The following is a 17,386-nucleotide window of genomic DNA, read 5'->3' as shown; positions in this document are numbered from 1 at the left end:
TCGTTGTGCGCCCCCGCTGCACCGACGACGGCAGCCGGCATGGCCGGACAACCGACACGAGGCGAGATGCCCGGCGGGTTCGACCTCACTCCTGTGGCGCCATCCACTCGCGCAGCCACAGTGCTGCCCCAGAGGGGCAACCACCAGTGGTGGCTCGGCCTAGCAGGAGCGACTCCCGCGTCTCGCTCCTGAGAGTCACGACTGCGACATCGACCCGGGTGAGCAGCCTGGCGCGTCGAGTCGAGGGCGGCCAGATGTCCCAGCAAGTCGATCGCGCCCCGGCGGCCGAGGGGTACGGGAATGTCTTCCGCGCGTCCCGCCACGAGGACGAATGGCGAACACCCGCCCGCGGACTTGCCGGCATTCCTCGGGCAGATGGGCGGTGCACCGCCTGTACCCATCTGCCTACGGCAGGATTGGGCCTCACGTCCATTCGCGCAGACAGGCGCACAGTCGGATACGGAACGTCGAAGTCCCCTCGCGACAGGCTCGCTCACTCTGGGTGAACACTGCCCGCGACGTCATGATGTGAGCGTTGCGTAACTGCTGGTCATGAGTGTGGTTGCCCCTTCCGTTCGGGTTCGGGAGGGGATCGATGTCACGTATCGTTACGAGACTGCGGATCCCTGAGCGAAGGGGGCACCGATGTCGGTGGTGCGGTTGCAGGGTGCCTCACCACCGAGACAGGCCCGTGATGGCTGGTCCAACTTCGCCGCCGATCTGCGCGGAGAAGGCACCGAGGCACGCCGAGCCTGGCAACTGCGCTACGTCCGACGGTCGGTGGTGCTGGACGCCCTGTGTGCAGCAGTCGCTGCAGTGGTGGGTCACCTGCTCTGGTTCGACCTCATCGCTACCGGAGACCCTCGGCCTCCCTGGTGGAGCTTGGGGGCCCTGCCGGTGATGTGGCTGTCGGGGATGCTCATCGCTCGTACGTACGAGCAGCGCTACCTGTGGGTTGGCGTGGAGGAGTACCGCCGGGTCTTCGCCGCAGCAGTCGGGCTGCTCGCCGCAGTGGCGACCCTGTCGTGGACGCTCTATCTCGACATCGCTCGCGGTGTCGTGGTCGTCGCGCTGCCGCTGTCCACGGTATTGACGCTCGGACAGCGCTTCGGCCATCGCCACTGGATCTACCGGCAGCGTTGTCGCGGCAGGCTGCAGCAGACGACGCTCCTGGTCGGTCACCGTCTGGCTGTTGCGAACCTCGATGAGGAGTTGCAACGGAACAAGCACCAGGGGTACCGGGTCATCGGCTGTTGCCTCCCCTCCGGTGAACGGGCAGCGCACGCAGACGCGTTCAACGGCCTCCCGGTTCTCGGCGGGGTCGACGAGGTCGCCGACGTGGTCGCCCGCTTCGAGGTCGACACCGTGGCCGTCCTTCCCAGCCAGGAACTCGACGGTCCCACACTCCGACGCTTGGGCTGGCAGCTCGAGACCACGGAAGCAGAACTGTTGGTGGCGCCAGCCATCACGGACGTGGTCGGCCCTCGTGTGCACATCCGCCCCGTCGCGGGCCTCCCCTTGCTGCACATGGAGCGGCCTGAGCTGACGGGGGTCCGCCGGTTCACCAAGGAACTCTTCGACCGGACCGCAGCCGGCCTTGCGCTGTTGCTCCTCTTCCCGGCGCTCCTGGGCATCGCGGTGGCCATTCGCATCACCAGTCCCGGCCCGGTGTTCTTCCGTCAGGAACGAATCGGGCTGTCCGGACGACCCTTCACCATGTTGAAGTTCCGCAGCATGGTCCCGGGGGCCCAGCGGATGATGGCAGACCTCGGAGACCGAGACGAGGGCAACGGCGTCCTGTTCAAGATCAAGGAAGACCCCCGGGTCACTCGAGTGGGCAGGGTGCTTCGCCGTTACTCCCTCGACGAACTGCCACAACTCCTCAACGTGGTGTGGGGAGACATGTCCCTCGTGGGCCCACGCCCGCCACTGGCCTCCGAGGTGGAGCGTTACGGCGAGGTCATGCGGCGGCGTTTCCTGGTCAAACCGGGCCTCACCGGCTTGTGGCAGGTGAGCGGCCGGTCCGATCTCTCCTGGGACGACTCGGTACGGCTCGACGTCCGTTATGTCGAGAACTGGTCCTTGGCTCTCGACATCATGATCCTCGCTAAGACGGTTCGGGCGATCCTGCGGGGCGCCGGGGCGTACTGAGGGCCTCCGCGCGGCCTGGCCGACGTTGACCCGCCCGCCAGGCGCGCGTGACCGGCCGTCTGTCCACGGCGACCAGCAGCGGGGCGGGGAACGAGGAGGTCGAACACACGCGACCTGCCGTCCCACCTCGTGGAGGGTCGTGAGCCGATGATCGGGCTGGCGTCCTTCCTAGCCGGGGTCCGTTCCCGCTGCCGTCCCCCGGACGGGTGACGCCGCCGGCACCGCGCTCCACCCCCACCGGCCGGACGCCGATGCGCTCCTCATGCAGACGTCCAGCATGCGCCGGGGGCGTCACCGTGCGCCGCGGGCACTCGCCGGCGGTCCGCGGGCCGTGCCCCCGACCGATCCGGTCCGGAGGCGGCCCCGGCCACGGGGCGCGCTGCCCACGCCCGAGAGCCCCGCCCGCCGCGCGCTGCTGCACGCCGTCGCCGTCGGCGCCGTCGTCTGCACCCTGGTCTACCTCGTCTGGCGCATCGGCTGGACCATGCCGGCCGGCGACGCCCTCTGGCTCGGCGTCCCGTTCCTCGCCCTCGAGCTGCACGGCTTCGTCGCGCTCGTGTTGTTCGTCGTCACGACGTGGAACGTGGACCCCACCCGCGAACGGCTGCGCACCCCCCCGACCACGGGGCAGCAGCCCCGCGTCACCGTGCTCGTCGCCACCTACGACGAGCGCCTCGAGGTGCTGCTACCCACCGTCGCCGCCGTCCTCGCCATGGACGGCGACCACGAGACCTGGGTGCTCGACGACGGCAACCGCCCCGAGGTGGCCGAGATGGCCGCCGCGCTCGGCGCCCGCTACGTCACCCGCCCGGTGCACGACCACGCCAAGGCCGGCAACCTCAACTCCGCGCTGCGCCTGGTGACCACCGAGCTGATCGCGGTGTTCGACGCCGACCACGTGCCGGAGCCGGACTTCCTCACCCGCACCGTGCCGTACTTCGCCGACGAGCGGCTGGCGCTGGTCCAGACCCCGCAGGACTTCTACAACACCGCCTCCTTCGAGCACCACCGGCCGGGCTCGGCCCTGCACGAGGAGTCGCTGTTCTACCGGGTCATCCAGGCCGGCAAGCACAACGCCGGTGCCGCCTTCTGGTGCGGCACCAACGCGGTCCTGCGCGTCTCGGCGCTGCGCGAGGTCGGCGGCGTGGCCACCGAGACCCTCACCGAGGACTTCCACACCACGATGCGGCTGCACCGCGCCGGCTGGCGGACGGCCTACCACAACGAGGTGCTCGCCAGCGGCCTGGCCGCGGGCACCCCCGCCGCGTTCTACGCCCAGCGCCGCCGCTGGGGCGCCGGCGCCATGCAGGTGCTGCGCACCGACAACCCGCTCACCGCGCGGGGACTCACCCTCGGTCAGCGGCTGGGGTACACCTACTCCCTGTCGGCCTGGTTCGACTCGTGGCGCACCCTCGGGCTGGCGCTGGTGCCGGTCGCCGTCCTCGCCACCGGGCTGTTCCCCGTCGCCGCCGACCCGTGGCAGTTCGTGCTCTTCGCCGGCTCGGCGTTCGTGCTGCAGCAGGTCGCGATCACGCTGCTCGGCCGGGGCTTCACCCGCGCCGCCTTCTCGCTGCTGTTCGACATGGTGCGGCTGCCGTCCAACCTCTCGGCCACCCTCTCCCTCCTGCGCCGCGACAGCGGCACCTTCACCGTCACGGCCAAGGGCCGCACCGGCGACGAGCGGGCCCGCGCCCGCGTGCCGCGGGCGCTCACCGCCCTCGCCCTGGTGCTGGTCGCCGCCGTCGTCTACGCCGCGCTCTCCCTCGCCGGCCTCACCCCCACCGAGTACCCGGTCAGCGGCACCGCCGCGGTCCCCCTGCTGTGGCTGCTGGTCACCACCGGCTTCGTCGCCACGGCGATCTCCCGCATCCGCAGCCCGAGGTTCGGCACCGAGCGCCGCGAGGGCCACCGCTTCCCCATCGCCTTCCCCGCCACCCTCGACGGCCTGCCCGGCCAGATGGTCGACGTCTCCCTCGGTGGCGCCCAGGTGCGCGTGCCCGGGGAGCCGCTGCCCACCGGGACGGAGACGTTGCTCGCCATGTGGGTGCCCGACCGGCAGGAGCCGATCATCTTCGAGGTCACCGTCCGCTCCGTGCAGGACGACCGGCACCGGCTGCAGTTCCGCGTCCGCGACTGGCGGGCCCTGGCCGCGCTCTCCGCCACCGCCATGGGCGTCGGCGCGCTCACCTGGGCCGCCGACGCCGGGGACGCCGTGCGGCCCACCGCCGCCGGCATGCTGGAGCCGGCATGAGGCGGGCCCTGGGCGCGGCCGCGGCCGCCGTCCTGACCCTGAGCGGCTGCCATCCGGCGGCCGACGAGGAGCAGTCGGTCTGTGCCGCGACGCCGGCCGCCGACCTCGTGCCGGCCTCCGGCGCCTACCTGGGAACCAACCTGGACTGGGCCGACCAGACCCTCGCCGACCACGCCGGGCAGCTCGGCCGGGCCCCCGCGGTCGCGGTCAGCTTCGCCGGCTTCCCGCTCACCGCCGACGACCGGCGCAACCTGGACGGCGCGGTCGAGCAGCTGCGCGCCGACGGCGGCATGCTCCTGCTCACCCTGGAGCCGCACGGCGGCCTGGCCGCCGTCACCGACGCCGTCGCCCGCGACCTCGCCGGCCGGCTCGACGGCTGGAACGCCCGGGGCGTACCGGTGGTCGTGCGGTTCGCCCACGAGATGAACGGCTCCTGGTACGCCTGGGGGCAGCAGCCCGAGGAGTACGTCGCCGCGTTCCGCCGCGTCGCCGACGCCGTCCACGCCGGGGCGCCGGGCTCGGCGACCATGTGGGCCCCCAACTACGGCGGCGGCTACCCCTTCGCCGGCGGTCGCTACGCCGGCTCCTCCCCCGCCCTGGACACCGACGGGGACGGCGCCGTCAGCGGCCTCGACGACCCCTACGCCCCCTACTGGCCGGGGGACGACGCCGTCGACTGGGTGGGCATGTCGCTCTACCACTGGGGCAGCGCCCACCCCTGGGGGGAGAACGAGGTGCCGGAGGCCGGCAAGTTCGTCGCCCAGCTGACCGGGGAGTACACCGGCCTGGCCGGGGACGAGCGCCACGTGCCCGACTTCCACGGCACCTACGGCGTGGGACACGGCAAGCCGGTCGCCATCCCGGAGACCGCGGCGCTGTACGCGCCCGGCCGGCCCGGTCCGGACGAGCTGAGCGTCAAGCGGGCCTGGTGGCGTCAGGTGCACGACCCGGCCCTGGCCGAGCGGCTGCCCCGGCTGGCGATGGTGAACTGGTTCGAGTGGGCCAAGGACGAGCCCGAGGTCGGCGGCCGCGTCGACTGGCGCGCCACGGCCTCACCCGCGATCCGCGCCGCCTACCGGTCCGACCTGCCCGCGTGGGCGCTGTGGGCCGACGCCGTGCCGACCTGTGGAGAGCGCGGGTGACGGCGTCAGTGACGGCGTCCCCCCGGCTGCTCCAGCGCCGCCCCGAGCACCGGGACCCTCAGCTCCTCGAGGGTGCGCACGGCGCGCTGCAGGTCCCGGCCCCGCGTAGCGCCGTCGGCCACCAGCAGCAGGACGTCGGTGGCGGCCAACGCCAGCACCTCGGCGTCCGGCGGGCCGTCGAGCGGTGGAGCCGCCACGACCACGACGTCCGCACCGGCGGCCAGCTTGTCGAGCACCTCCCGCGCTCTCGTGGCCGAGAGGACGTCGGAGACCTCCGCCTGCCCGGCCGACAGCACCTGGACCTCGTCGGCGCCGGGGCGGAGCACGTCCGACAGGTCCGCGCTGCCGCCGAGCACCTCGGCCAGCCCCGCGCCGGTGCCCTCCCGCGCGTACGTGTCCACGAGCACCACGCGGCGCCCGGACGCCGCCAGCACGACGGCGAGGTCGCCCGCGAAGCAGGCGACCTCGGGGCCCGCCGCCGGGGAGGTGACGGCCAGCACCCGCTGCCCGGCGTCGGCGGCGTCCAGGTGCATCCGCACCCGGCGCAGCGCGTCCCGCCGTGCACCGGTCGGACCGGCCCCGTCGCGCGACCGGCGGGGCACCACGGCCAGCGGCAGCAGGCCGAGCCGGCGGACGTCGTCCCCACCGCCCACCCTGTCGTCGGACGCCGCCCGCAGCAGGGCCAGGCCCACGCCCACCACCAGGCCGAGCAGCACGCCGGACAGCACCAGCAGGACGACGTCCGGCGAGGCCTGCGCCCCGGGCACCTGCGCCGGCCGGACCGTGGTGACGTCGACCGCGTCGATCGCCGCGGCCTGCGTGCCCTCGAGCTCCGCCAGCAGCCGGGCGAACTCGTCGCCGACGGTGTTGGCGATCTGCGTGGCCCGCTGCGCCGAGGCGTCCCGGACCGACACGTCGAGCAGCACCGTCTCGGCGGGCACCTCGACGGTCATCCGGGCGGCCACCTCGGCCCCGGTCAGCTCCAGTCCCAGCTCGTCGGCGACCCGGTCGCCGAGGGCCGGGCTGCGCAGCACGGCCGCGTAGGACTGCATGCGCTGCTGCAGGTAGAGCGTGTCCTGCCGGCTGGACTCCGTGTCCGACGCGTCGGTCGCGCCCAGGAACAGCTGCGACTCGGCGACGTACTGCGGCGTCTGCACCAGCGTGTACGTCCCGGCGGCCCCGCCACCGGCGAGCACGCAGAGCACGATGATCAACCACCCTCGGCGCAGCGCGCGGCCGAGTTCCCCCAGTGTCATGGATGTGCTTCCCCAGTTGCGTCGTCCCGGATGAGCCGACGGGCACACCGGTACCGTGCCCGCCGTCTCGCCGGGCCGGAGACGCAGCGTAGCCACGGGGACACCCCGCGCCAGTGGGATCGAGCGGAGACCAGCCAGGAGAGGGACAGTGGACGACACCCGGTGGGATGACCTCGGCGCGGTCTGCGTCCTCCACGGCGACCCTCCGCTGCCCCGGTGGCTGCAGGACCTCGCGGCCGCCGTCCCGACGGTCCTGCTGGTCAACGACCCGGGCCCCGGCCGCTACCGCGACCTGCCCACGGAGGCCACGGTCCTGGTCAACGACCGGCCCGCCGGCTTCGCCGTCAACGTCGACGCCGCGGTCGAGGCGCTGCTGCAGGACGCCGGCATCGGCACCGTCCTGGTGCTCAACTTCGACCTCGACCTGGGGTTGCCGGCCCTCGGGTCGCTGGCCGCCGCCCTGCACGCCGACCCCTCGCTCGCGGCCGTGGGCCCGCTGATGGTCGGCGATGACGGCCGTCCGGTCTTCAGCGCCGGCCGCCTGCCCCGCCCCCCGGTGGAGTTCCTCCGCGCCGCCGGGCTCCGGCAGGGCGCGTGGCTGCGGCTGCAGCGGGCCGCGATGCGCCGGACCCGCGGCTGGTCCGGTCGCAACGCGGTCCCCTCGGCGGCCCGGGTCCGGGTGCTGGAGCCGGGCGAGTACCTGCCCTGGACCTGCGTCGCCGTCCGGCGGTCGGCCTGGGCGGAGGTCGGCCCGCTCGACCCCCGCTTCCGGCTCTACGCCGAGGACATCGACTGGTCGGTCCGCGCCGCGGCGTCCGGACGACGGCTGGCGCTGGTCCGCACCGACCCGCCGGTGGTCCACACCGAGCGGTGGACGCGGTCGCCCACCACCGACGCCTGGTTCGAGGCCAGCCACAAGCGCCTGCACGCCAAGTACGGCTGGACGACGAACGCGCACGCCCAGCGGCTCGGCCTCGCGCTGCGCCGGTGGACCCCGCTGCGGTGGACCAGCCGGCTGGCCTGGTCCGAGGTGGACGCGTGAGCGAGCGCGGGGGCTCCACCGACGGACACGGCACCGCGGACGTGGCCGACGGGCGCCGGCGAGGGAGTCTCATGACCACACCCGCCGTGTCGCGCCGCGTCGTCCTCGCCTACGCGCCGCTGTGGCTGCTGGGCGCGGGCTTCCTCTGGTGGCCGTGGGTGCTGGTGCGGCTGCTGCTGCGGCTGCGCCGCGACCACCGGCCGCCGCTGCTGGTCTCCGGCATCGCCGTCCTCCTGCTGCTGAGCCTGGTGCTGGCGCTGCCGTCGGGCCCCTCGGCCGGGCGGGTGCTGGGCGCGCTGCTCAACCTGGCCGTCTGGGTCACCGTCGCGCTGTTCGTCGCCGCGCGGCCGGGCACAGCGGAGCTCGCCGGCATCGGCCGCGGCCTGGTCGACCTCGCGCTGGTCCAGGCGGTGCTGACGCTGCTCGCCTGGCTGGCCCACCCCCGGTTCCAGGACCTGCGGCTCCCGCTGGACCACGTGCTCCCGGCCGGTCTCACCGAGGACCCGAGCATCTCGGCGTTCACCACCACGCACCTGGCCTTCCTCGACTACTTCGGCCAGCCGGTGGTGCGCAGCGCCGGCATCCTCGGCAACCCCACCTGGAGCGGCGCCCTCGCGGCCCTCGGCATCCTGCTGCTGCTCGTCGGGGTGCGGTACGTGCCGCGCGGCGGAGCGGCCGGCGTCGCGCTGACCCTCGGTTGCGTCGCCGTCCTCGTGCCGTCGCTGGTGCTGGCCTACTCGCGCAACACCGTGCTGGCGCTGCTCGTGGCGCTCGCCGCGGCCGCCGTCGTCGCCCTGCGCCGGCGCACCGGCCCGGCCGTCTTCGGCGCCCTCGTCTGCCTGGCCGTGGCGGTGCTGGTCGCCGTCCTCGCCCTCGTGCCGGTGGCCTCCCTCGTCAGCGACCTCAACGCCACGCGGGCCGGGTCGGCCGAGACCCGCGGCGACATCTACGCCACCACCTGGGAGCGGATCACCGCCGCACCCACCCCGTTCCTCGGCTCCGGCGTCAAGGAGCGGGTGCCCGGCCTGGTCGCCAGCCTGGGCAGCCACAGCACCTACCTGGGCCTGGTCTACCGCGGCGGGTTCCTCGCCGCGGCGCTCCTCCTCGCCGCGCTGACCGCCGCCGGCCTGCGCGCCTGGCGCGACCGCGACGGGACGGCGCTGGCGCTGGTCGTGTTCACCGCCGTGTGGTCGATCGCCGAGGACCTCGACGTCGGCCACTTCGTGCCGCTCGCCCTGGCCCTGGCCCTCGCCGGCCTGCGCGCCGGACGCCCGGCCGATGCGCCGCTCCTCCCGGCGCGGACCGGCTGACGTGGTCGAGAGCACGACGTCCCGGGAGGTGCGCGGCCGGCAGTTGCTGACGCTCACCGACCAGGCCCTGTCCAGCGCCACCAACTTCGCCGTCTCCATCGCCGCGGCCCGGGCGCTGACCCCCCGCGCCCTGGGCGCCTTCGCGGTGGCCATGGCGACCTACCTGATCATGCTCGGGATCGTCCGCGCCGCCTGCGGCGAGACGCTGCTGGTGCGGCACGCAGGCTCCCCCGCCGAGCGGTGGCCGTCGCTCACCAGCGCCTCGACGGGGCTGGCCGCGGCGGGCGGGGGCCTCGCCGCCGTCCTCAGCGTCGGCGCCGGGCTGCTGGTCGGCGGCGGGACCGGCACCGCTCTCGTGGCGCTCGGCGTGCTGCTGCCCGGCCTCCTGGTCCAGGACGCCTGGCGCTACTGCTTCCTCGGCCAGGGCCGCCCCGGAGCGGCCACCGTCCTGGACGCCGCCTGGCTGGTGCTGCTGGTGCCCGCCCTCGCCGCCCTGGCGCTCACCGGCTGGCTGACCGCCGCCTCGCTGGTGCTCGCCTGGGGCGCCGCCGGCGTCCTCGCCCTCGCTGCCGGGCTCGTGCTGGACACCGCCCGCCCCTCGCTGCCCGCCGGGCGGGCCTTCCTGCGCGCCCACGGACAGCTGATCCGGCGCTACAGCCTGGAGTTCCTCACCGGCTACGGCAGCTACCAGCTGCTGGTCTACGCGCTGGCCGCGCAGTTCGGCCTGGCCCTCACCGGCCTGCTCCGGCTCGCCCTGACCGCGCTCAGCCCGGTCAACGTGCTGTTCCAGGGCGCCTACACCGTCGCCACCCTGCGCGGCATCGAGCTGCGGCCCCGCGGTCGAGCGGCGCTGCTGCGCTGGTCGGCCACCGTCGCCGCCGCCCTCACCGCGATCGCCCTCGCGTGGACCGCCGCGCTGCTGCTCGCCCCGGACGACCTCATGCGGGCGCTGCTCGGCGAGGCGTGGCCGGCCGCGCGGGAACTGGTCCCGTGGCTGGGCGTGTGGCTGGTGACCGTGGCCGTCCAGTCCGGCGCCGCGACCGGGTTGCACAGCATCGCCGACTCCGCCCGCAGCCTGCGGGCCCAGCTGTGCTCGGCGCCCGCCGTGCTCGCCTTCGCCTGGGGCGGCGCCGTCCTCGCCGCGGCCCCCGGCGTCGCGGTCGGGTACGCGCTGGCCGGCGCGACCGCGCTGGCGATCTGGTGGCAGGCCTACCTGCGGGGTCTGCGCACCCCATCCTCCCCGGCCTGAGACGGCCGCCACAGGCCCGGGCCGTGGAACGGCACGGCTGTTCCGGATGGTCCCCGGTCGATCACACACCGTCAGGGGATCCCCACCCTGTGATGCGGCTATCACCTGATCCGGTGAGGTGACGCCGTTGCCGCCCGCGACGACAGCTACCTAGCGTCAGGCCCGCCCCAGGCACCGCGCACCCACTCCCACGGGGGAGCCCCTGTGCTCCGACCGTGCACGCGCCCGGTCGACGGCGACCGCACCTGGGCTGCCACCAGCGACGAGAGACGAGACCACGTGTCCCCACCCCTGGCCCCTGCGCGCCCGCTCGCTCGCCGAGCCGTCGCGCCCCTGGTCCTGTCGGCCCTGTTCCTCGGGTCGATGAGCCTCGCCGTCCCGTCCGCTGCGGCTGCCGCGGGGGCGGCCGCAGCGGACTTCGACGGGGACGGCGCCTCCGACATCGGCGTCTTCCGCGACACCGAGGGCCGCTTCCACATCAACGGCACGGACTCGCCCTCCTGGGGCGGCGCCGGCGACGTCAACGTCTCCGCCGACTACGACGGCGACGGCACCGCCGACGTCTCGGTCTTCCGGCCCACCACCGGGCAGTGGTTCGTCCAGGACGGCCCCAGCACGTACTGGGGTGGTCAGGGCGACGTCCCCGTCCCCGCCGACCACGACGGCGACGGCACCGCCGACATCGCCGTCTTCCGGCCGGCCACCGGGCAGTGGTTCGTCCAGGACGGCCCCAGCACGTACTGGGGTGGTCAGGGCGACGTCCCCGTCCCCGCCGACTACGACGGCGACGGCACCGCCGACATCGCCGTCTTCCGGCCCACCACCGGGCAGTGGTTCGTCCAGGATGGCCCCAGCACGTACTGGGGTGGTCAGGGCGACGTCCCCGTCCCCGCCGACTACGACGGCGACGGCACCGCCGACATCGCCGTCTTCCGGCCCACCACCGGGCAGTGGTTCGTCCAGGACGGCCCCAGCACGTACTGGGGTGGTCAGGGCGACGTCCCCGTCCCCGCCGACTACGACGGCGACGGCACCGCCGACATCGCCGCCTTCCGGCCCACCACCGGGCAGTGGTTCGTCGACGGGCAGCCCACCACCTGGTGGGGCGGCACCGGCGACCAGCCGCTCACCGCGCGGCCGACGGCCGGCGCCGGCACCCCGACCGACCCGATCGACACCGTGGCCCCGGGTGCCCCGGCCGACCCGACCGCGACGCTCGGCCGCGACGAGGTGACCGTCTCCTGGACGGCGCCCGCGGACGCCGACGTCGCCGGGTACCGCGTGACGCGGACGGCGGCCGGCGCGCAGCCCGTCGTCGTCAGCGGCGAGGACCCGGTCACGGGGACCGCGTTCACCGACGACACGGTCACCACCGGCACCACCTACACGTACAGCGTCACCGCGGTCGACACCGCGGGCAACGCCTCCGCCGCGTCGGCACCGGTCACCACGACCCCGGTCGAGGTCGACGTCGTCGTCGCCGCCGACGGCTCCGGCGACGCCACCACCGTGCAGGCCGGCATCGACCTGGTGCCCAACGGCTCCGACAACCGGGCCGACCCCAAGGTCGTCCTGATCGAGCCGGGCACGTACCCGGGCGCGGTCGTCTCCGGCAACCGCTACGGCGTCACCCTGCTCGGGGCGACCACCGACCCGGCCGACACGGTGCTCACCACCGCCAGCGCGACCCTGCCGACCATCAGCCTCTCCGGGCACGAGTGGGCCCTGCGCAACCTCACGGTGTCCAACACCAACGGCACCGGCGTGAACGGCGCCCAGGCCACGGCGCTCAGGGTCAACTCCGGCGACAAGGACGTCTTCGACAACGTCCGCTTCCTCGGCAACAAGCAGACCCTGCAGCTGCAGACGGCGAACACCTCGACGTTCACCCGGCTGTACTTCACGAACGCGTTCGTCGAGGGCGGTCAGGACGCCGTCCTGGGCCGGGCCGTGGCGGTGTTCGAGAACAGCACCTTCCACGTGCTGGACCAGCCGGGCGCCAGCCTCACCGACTCCGCGGTCGACGCCGCGCACCCGTACGGGTTCCTCATCACCGGAAGCACGATCGACACCGACGGCACCGGCATCCACCTGGGCCGCCCGTACCCGGCGCACGCCACCTCGCAGGCGCAGGTGACGGTGCGGGAGACCGAGCTGGACGCCGGCATCGACGCCGCCCAGCCGTGGAAGGACTGGAACGCCACCACCCCGTGGACCGGCGCCCGGTTCTGGGAGTACGGCAACACCGGGCCCGGCGCGACGGTCAACGCCAACCGGCCGCAGCTGACCGACGAGCAGGCCGCGCGGTACACCAAGGCCGCGTACCTCGCCGGCAACGACGGCTGGACCCCGGTCGGGCAGCCGCTGCCGACCGAGCCGGTGGACACCACCGCCCCCGCCGCCCCGGCCGGTCTGGCCGCCACCGCGGGCGACGGCGTCGTCGAGCTGTCCTGGACGGCGGGTACCGACGCCGACCTGGCCGGCTACCGGGTCTACCGCGCCACCGGCTCGAGCATCGAGCTCACCGAGGCCGACCGGCTCACCGCCGAGCCGGTGGCCGCGACCTCCTACAGCGACCGCGCCGTCGTCAGCGGCACCGCGTACACCTACGTGGTCACCGCCGTCGACCGGGCCGGCAACGAGTCCGTCGCCTCCACGACCGCCTCGGGCACGCCGACCGGCGCGGTCCTCCCGCCGCACGACGTCCTCGTCGCACAGGACGGCTCCGGCGACTTCACCAGCGTCCAGGCCGCGCTCGCCGCGACCCCGGCCGGCACGGCGGGCGACCCGGTGGTCATCGCGGTGGCGCCGGGGACCTACCGGGAGCTGGTCAGCCTGACGAAGGACCACGTCACGCTGATCGGCACCACGGGGGTCGCCACCGACGTCGTGATCACCTACGACAACGCCGCGGGCACCACCAACCCGGCGACCGGCGCGACCTACGGCACGGGCAACAGCCAGACGTTCCGGCTCTCCGGCAAGGACGTGACGCTGCGCGACCTCACGATCGAAAACTCCTTCGACGAGGCCGCGGTCGCACTCGCCGGCGGAGAGCAGGCGGTCGCGCTGCACACCACCGGCGACCGGCTGGTGGCCAGCAACGTCCGGCTGCGGGGCAACCAGGACACCCTCCTGGTCAACTCGCCCGACGCCGACGTCGTGTCCCGGTCGTACTTCGTCGACAGCTACGTCGAGGGCGACGTCGACTTCATCTTCGGTCGCGGTGCCGCGGTGTTCGACCGCAGCACCATCCACGCCCTCTCCCGCGGCAGCAGCTCGAACAACGGGTACGTCACCGCGGCCAGCACCGCCGACCGGTTCACCCACGGCATCCTCATCACCGACAGCACGATCACCAGCGACGCCCCGGAGGGCACCTTCTCGCTGGGCCGGCCGTGGCGCGGGTGGGCCGACGGGTACACCAAGAACGGCGCCGTCTACAACAGCCGCGGTCAGGTCGTCGTCCGCAACACCGAGCTGCCGGCGGCGATCCGCACTCCCCAGCCGTGGGCGGACATGTCGCCGAACCTGTGGACCGACGGGCGGTTCGCGGAGTTCCAGAACACCGGCCCGGGCGCGACGGTCAACGCCAACCGCCCTCAGCTGACGCCCGCCCAGGCCGCGGACCACACGAAGTGGGACCACCTGGCCGGGTCCGACGGCTGGAACCCCACCGGCGAGACCGAGCCGGTCACCGACACCGTCGCCCCGGCGGCCCCGGCCGGCCTGACCGCGGCGCCCGGGGACGGGTCGGCGACCCTCACCTGGACGGCGGGCACCGATGCCGACCTCGCCGGCCACAACGTGTACCGGTCGACCAGCACGCCGGTCGCCGTCACCGCGGCCACCAAGGTCAACGACACCCTGGTGGGCGGCACGACCTTCACCGACGGGTCGGCCGCCGCCGGCACCGAGTACGTCTACGTGGTCACCGCGGTGGACACCGCCGGCAACGAGTCGTCGGCGTCCGCGCCGGTCTCGGTCACCCCGACCGGGGTGGTCCTGCCGGCGCACGACGTCCTCGTCGCGCAGGACGGGTCCGGTCGGTACACGACGGTCGCGGCGGCACTGGCCGCCGCGGGCTCCGGCACCCCCGCCGACCCGGTGGTCATCGCGGTCGCACCCGGCACCTACCGGGAGAAGCTGACGGTCTCCACGAACCACGTCACGCTGGTCGGGACCACCGGCGACGCCCGGGACGTCGTCCTCACCTACGACGACGCCTCGGGCACCCCCAAGCCGGACGGCTCCGGCACCTGGGGGACGTCGGGCAGCGCCAGCGTGCTGGTCAAGGGCCGCGACGTCACCGTGCGCGACCTGACGATCCAGAACGCCTTCGACGAGGCGGCGTCCACCTACAGCAGCGAGCAGGCAGTCGCCCTGAAGACCACCGGCGACCGGCTGGTGTTCGACAACGTCCGGGTGCTCGGCGACCAGGACACCCTGATGGTGGACTCACCGGCGGTCGGCACGGCTGCCCGCTCGTACTTCGTGGACAGCTACGTCGAGGGTGACGTGGACTTCGTCTTCGGTCGCGGCACCGCGGTGTTCGACCGGAGCACGCTGTTCGCCTCGACCCGCGGCAGCAGCTCGAACAACGGCTACCTGACCGCCTCGAGCATCGACCGGAGCCTGCAGTACGGGCTGCTGGTCACCGACAGCACGGTGGCCAGCGACGCCCCGGCCGGCACGGTCTCCCTCGGGCGGCCGTGGCAGCCCAGCGGGGACGCCGACGCCATCGCGCAGGTCGTCGTCCGCGACACGGTGCTGCCCGCGGCGGTCAGGTCCACGCCCTGGACGGACATGGGCGGGTTCTCCTGGCGGGACGCCCGGTTCGCCGAGTACCGGAACACCGGGCCCGGCGCGGGTGTCGACGACGACCGCCCGCAGCTGACCGCCGCCCAGGCCGAGCTGTACACCAAGTGGACCTACCTGGCCGGCAGCGACGGGTGGAACCCGACCGGGGAACAGCCGCCGCCGCCCTCGGACACCACCGCCCCGGCGGCTCCGGCCGGCCTGTCGGCCACGGCGGGACCGGGCACGCTGGCCCTCGACTGGACCGACAGCCGGGAGGAGGACCTCGCCGGGTACCTCGTCCACCGCTCGCTCGGCACCTCCGGCAGCTACGCGCGGCTGACGGCGACGCCGATCGCGGACTCCTCCTACGTCGACCGGACGGTGCCCGTGGGCACCACCGCCTCCTACCGGGTGACCGCGGTGGACCTCGTGGGCAACGGGTCCGACGCCGCCACGGTGCGCGGGACGGTGACCGAGGCCTCCACCGAGACCCGGCCGCTGCGCGTCTTCGTCGCCGGCGACTCGACCGCGTCGGTCTACCAGACCAACGAGGCACCGCGGGCCGGCTGGGGTCAGGCCCTCCCGCTGTTCATGACCGGGAACGCGACGGTCGTGGACTACGCCAAGTCGGGCGCGAGCTCGAAGAGCTTCTACGACCTGGGCCTGCTCGACCGCATCCTCGCGGAGATCCAGCCCGGCGACCACCTGCTCATCTCCTTCGGTCACAACGACCAGAAGAGCGATGACCCGGCCCGCGCCACCGACCCGTACACCACCTACCAGGACCACCTGCAGCTCTACATCGACGGTGCCCGCGACCGGGGAGCCATCCCGGTGCTCGTGACGCCGGTGGAGCGGCGACGGTTCGACGCCAACGGGGTGGCCAAGACCACGCACGGCGAGTACCCGGCCGCGATGCGGGCCCTGGCGGCCGAGGAGGACGTCGCGCTGATCGACCTCACCGCGCTCAGCACCGACCGCTGGAACGAGCTGGGCCCCGAGGGGACGCTCGACCACTTCATGCACCTGGCGCCGGGCGAGTACGCGAACTACCCGGACGGCGAGGTCGACGACACGCACTTCCAGGCGCGTGGGGCGGTCGAGCTGGCCCGGACCGTGGCCACGGCCATGGCGCAGCAGGGCGTCCTGCCGGCCGGGGACTACTACCAGCGGCTGGACGCCGAGGTGGCCGACAGCGAGGTCGTGTGGCCGACGAAGCGGCCGGTCTGATGCGCCCGCTGCACCTCGCCGTCGTCGGTGGCGCCGCGACCGGTCCCGGCTCCCGGGCCGACCGGCCGACCCGCGAGACCCCGGCGGGCGGGCGGGTCGTCGACCTGCCCGCCCTCGGGGCCGGCCGCCCACCCCTGCCCGACGGGGCCCGGGAGCCGGCCGCGGCCGGTGCGCCGAGCGACGTCGCGGCCACCCTGGTCGCGGAGCACCTCGCGGCGCTGCACGACCAGGGTGGGGCCTGCGTCAGCGTCTCCTGGCTGAACCACCACAGCGCCCAGGTGGTGCTCCGCCGGACGCCCGAGGTGCTCGACGAGCTCACCTACATCGGCGTCGACGGGCTCCTGCTGCGCCGCATCCTGGGCCGGACGGCGCCGCGGACCAGCGCCGACCTGGTCCTGCCGGCGCTGCTGGGCCGGCTGCGCGCCCCCCGCGTGGCGATCGTCGGGGGCACCCCGGCGGCGTTGCCCGGCGTGCGCCGGGCGATCGCGCGGCTGCTGCCACCGGGTGGACGGATCGTGGCCGTGCGCGACGGCTTCGAGGGCCTGCCCCGGGGCCGGGAGCTCGACCGCTGGCTGGCCCGGCACCGCCCGACGGTCGTGCTGGCCGGGCTCGGCGCCCCGCTGCAGGACGAGTTCGTCTGCGAGGTCGCCCGCAGGCTGCCGACCGGGCTGGCCGTCACCTGCGGGGGCTTCCTGGACCAGGTACAGCAGGAGGGCTACTACCCGAAGTGGGCCTACCCGCTGAAGCTCAACTGGCTGGTCCGGCTCGCCCGCGAGCCGCGCCGGCTGTGGCGTCGCTACACCGTCGACGCGGTCACCGCGGTCCGCGCCGCCGCCCGGCTGCGCACCGCCGTCGAGGGCGCGGAGGGCTTCCGCCGGCTGCGCTACTTCGCGCTGCCCGACCGGCAGCGCGGTGCGGTGCGGCAGGCGTCGTCCTCCTGACGCCGTTCCCTGGC

General features: G+C 74.3%; 9 protein-coding genes. 8 read left to right on the top strand and 1 reads right to left on the bottom strand.

The features are described from left to right. The first annotated feature begins 645 nt into the window (after positions 1–645). The 3 genes from ACI78V_RS02355 to ACI78V_RS02345 all read left to right on the top strand — a co-directional run bounded on the left by ACI78V_RS02355 (position 646) and on the right by ACI78V_RS02345 (position 5,544). Positions 646–2,151 carry a sugar transferase gene (locus ACI78V_RS02355; protein WP_456848529.1) on the top strand — a complete coding sequence of 502 codons (1,506 nt, stop codon included), beginning with the start codon at positions 646–648 and terminating at the stop codon, positions 2,149–2,151. 331 nt (positions 2,152–2,482) lie between these two features. After that, the gene (locus ACI78V_RS02350; protein WP_456848527.1) at positions 2,483–4,402 is read left to right on the top strand and encodes a glycosyltransferase; all 1,920 of its coding nucleotides are present in this window, start codon (positions 2,483–2,485) and stop codon (positions 4,400–4,402) included. After that, on the top strand, positions 4,399–5,544 hold the full coding sequence (locus ACI78V_RS02345) for a glycoside hydrolase family 26 protein (protein WP_456848525.1): 1,146 nt from the start codon (positions 4,399–4,401) through the stop codon (positions 5,542–5,544). The genes ACI78V_RS02350 and ACI78V_RS02345 overlap by 4 nt, the downstream gene beginning before the upstream one ends. 5 nt (positions 5,545–5,549) lie before the next feature. On the opposite strand, the gene ACI78V_RS02340 is transcribed toward ACI78V_RS02345, so the two are convergent. After that, the gene (locus ACI78V_RS02340; protein ID WP_456848523.1) at positions 5,550–6,800 is read right to left on the bottom strand and encodes a Wzz/FepE/Etk N-terminal domain-containing protein; all 1,251 of its coding nucleotides are present in this window, start codon (positions 6,798–6,800) and stop codon (positions 5,550–5,552) included. 148 nt (positions 6,801–6,948) lie between these two features. Between ACI78V_RS02340 and ACI78V_RS02335 the strand changes: the two genes are divergently transcribed. The 5 genes from ACI78V_RS02335 (at position 6,949) to ACI78V_RS02315 (ending at position 17,372) form a co-directional block, all read left to right on the top strand. Beyond that, complete coding sequence (locus ACI78V_RS02335; RefSeq protein WP_456848521.1) at positions 6,949–7,842, top strand: glycosyltransferase family 2 protein; 894 nt, start codon at positions 6,949–6,951, stop codon at positions 7,840–7,842. 71 nt (positions 7,843–7,913) lie between these two features. After that, the gene (locus ACI78V_RS02330) at positions 7,914–9,152 is read left to right on the top strand and encodes an O-antigen ligase family protein (protein WP_456848519.1); all 1,239 of its coding nucleotides are present in this window, start codon (positions 7,914–7,916) and stop codon (positions 9,150–9,152) included. A 1-nt stretch (position 9,153) separates the two neighbouring features. Beyond that, positions 9,154–10,401: a hypothetical protein gene (locus tag ACI78V_RS02325; RefSeq protein ID WP_456848518.1), complete on the top strand. Its 1,248-nt coding sequence runs from the start codon at positions 9,154–9,156 to the stop codon at positions 10,399–10,401. Positions 10,402–10,680: 279 nt separating this feature from the next. Continuing rightward, on the top strand, positions 10,681–16,431 hold the full coding sequence (locus tag ACI78V_RS02320; protein ID WP_456848516.1) for a pectinesterase family protein: 5,751 nt from the start codon (positions 10,681–10,683) through the stop codon (positions 16,429–16,431). Continuing rightward, positions 16,407–17,372, top strand: coding sequence for a WecB/TagA/CpsF family glycosyltransferase (locus ACI78V_RS02315; RefSeq protein ID WP_456848514.1), 966 nt, complete (start codon positions 16,407–16,409; stop codon positions 17,370–17,372). The genes ACI78V_RS02320 and ACI78V_RS02315 overlap by 25 nt, the downstream gene beginning before the upstream one ends. Positions 17,373–17,386 lie beyond the last annotated feature (14 nt).

Source organism: Geodermatophilus sp. SYSU D00742 (assembly GCF_054049935.1).
Note: the sequence above shows the minus strand (reverse complement) of the source record. Positions and strands in the feature narration are given on the sequence as shown.